Origin of the sequence: Streptomyces sichuanensis, assembly GCF_020328095.1 — a bacterium.
Classification (GTDB): Bacteria; Actinomycetota; Actinomycetes; order Streptomycetales; family Streptomycetaceae; genus Streptomyces; species Streptomyces cinnamoneus.
The window spans coordinates 1-1,660 of sequence record NZ_JAIXMK010000253.1 but is presented as its reverse complement, the minus strand read 5'-3'; the positions used below and the strand labels follow the sequence as shown (position 1 = coordinate 1,660).

Genomic DNA, 1,660 nt, shown 5'->3' with positions numbered 1-1,660 from the left:
CCCGTATTTCGCGCGGATGGCGCCCGTCGTGGACTGCCTGCAGGCGGACGCCACCCGCTGCGGGGGGATCACCGGCTGGCTGCGGGCGGCCGCCGTCGCCCAGGCGCACGGGCTGGAGGTCTCGGGGCACTGCGCGCCGCACGTGCACGCGCACGTCGCGGCGTGCGTGCCGAACCTGCGGCACATCGAGTGGTTCCACGACCACGCGCGCATCGAGGCGGCCTACTTCACCGGGGCCCTCGACCCGTCGGGCGGCACGGTCCGGCCGGGTGCGGGCGGCGAGCCGGGCCACGGGATGCGGTTCCGGCACGAGGAGGCGATCGCCCACCGCGTGCTGTGAACCGCTGCCCCGATGCCCGTCACCCCTGCGCGAGGAGCCCTGCATGAACGACGTCCAGGACGCCACCACCCGCTACCTGATGTACGGGCTGCTGCCCGGTTGGTTCGTGCCCGGGATCGCCGACTGGGCGTTGCACCGGCGCACCCGTATCGAGGACACGTCGGGGACGAAGGAGTCGGCGATCCACGCCCTGATGATGACCGAGGTGGGCGTGCCGTTGGCGCTGACGCTGCTGTGCGAGGTCAATCCGCTGCTGATGACCGTGCAGCTGGGGGCGACGGCGGCGCACGAGGCCACCGCCCTGTGGGACGTGCGGACGGCGGTGCGCAGCGACCGCGAGGTCACGCCGGTCGAGCAGCACGTGCACAGCTTCCTGGAGACCCTGCCGTTCGCCGCCCTTGCCTCGCTGATGTGCCTGCACCCCGGCCAGGTCCGTTCCCTGGTGCGCGGCGGCCGGGGCGATCCGCGCGCGTGGCGCCTGGTGCCGCGCCGCCGGCCGTTGCCGCGCGGCTATCTGGCCGGGATCGGGCTGGGGGTGGCGGCGTTCGTGGCGCTGCCGTACGCCGAGGAGTTCGTGCGGTGTGTGCGCGGGTCCCGGCGACGCAGGAAGAACCGGACAGAACGAGAGTTCGTGGAAAGGAAGTCATCGTGAAGGTCGCGTTCCTCGTGGCGCCCCAGGGCGTCGAGCAGATCGAACTGACCACTCCGTGGAAGGCGGTCGAGGAGGCCGGCGGGACGCCGCAGCTGGTGTCGACGAAGCCGGGGAAGGTCCAGGCGTTCCACCATCTCGACAAGGGCGACACGTTCCCCGTCGACAAGGTGGTGGGCGAGGTGGGGGTGGTGGAGTACGACGCCCTGGTGCTGCCGGGCGGGGTGGCGAACCCCGATTTCCTGCGCATGGACGACCGGGCGGTGGCGTTCGTGCGGGACTTCTTCGGGGCGGGCAAGCCGGTTGCGTCGATCTGTCACGGGCCGTGGACGCTGGTGGAGGCCGATGTGGTGCGGGGTCGTACTCTGACGTCGTGGCCGAGCCTGCGGACGGACATCCAGAACGCGGGCGGCTCGTGGGTGGACGAGCAGGTCAAGGTGTGCACGGGTGGCCCCAACACGCTGATCACCAGCCGTAAGCCGGACGATCTCAAGGCGTTCTGCGAGGCGTTCACGGAGGAGTTCCGTGCGGCACGGGGCGGGGGTGGCTGACGCAGGCGTGCCGGCCGGGTGAGGAGCCGCTGCCAGGCGCCTGCGCCGGGCGGCGGCTGCCGGGCGGAGGTTGGCCGGGCGGCGGTTGGCCGCCCCAGGTCGAGGTGGTGCCGGGGGGGG

Annotated in this window: 3 protein-coding genes; all 3 read left to right on the top strand. The window is 72.7% G+C overall.

The window, feature by feature from the left end; genetic code table 11:
- Positions 1 to 340 (top strand): enolase C-terminal domain-like protein (locus LE181_RS31745; protein ID WP_308103679.1); only part of this gene is annotated, 340 nt, incomplete at its 5' end.
- A 43-nt stretch (positions 341 to 383) separates the two neighbouring features.
- Positions 384 to 992, top strand: coding sequence for a diguanylate cyclase (locus LE181_RS31740; RefSeq protein ID WP_225665071.1), 609 nt, complete (start codon positions 384 to 386; stop codon positions 990 to 992).
- Positions 989 to 1,540, top strand: a complete 552-nt coding sequence (locus LE181_RS31735; RefSeq protein WP_225665068.1) for a type 1 glutamine amidotransferase domain-containing protein — start codon at positions 989 to 991, stop codon at positions 1,538 to 1,540. Before LE181_RS31740 ends, LE181_RS31735 begins: the two co-directional genes overlap by 4 nt.
- Positions 1,541 to 1,660 lie beyond the last annotated feature (120 nt).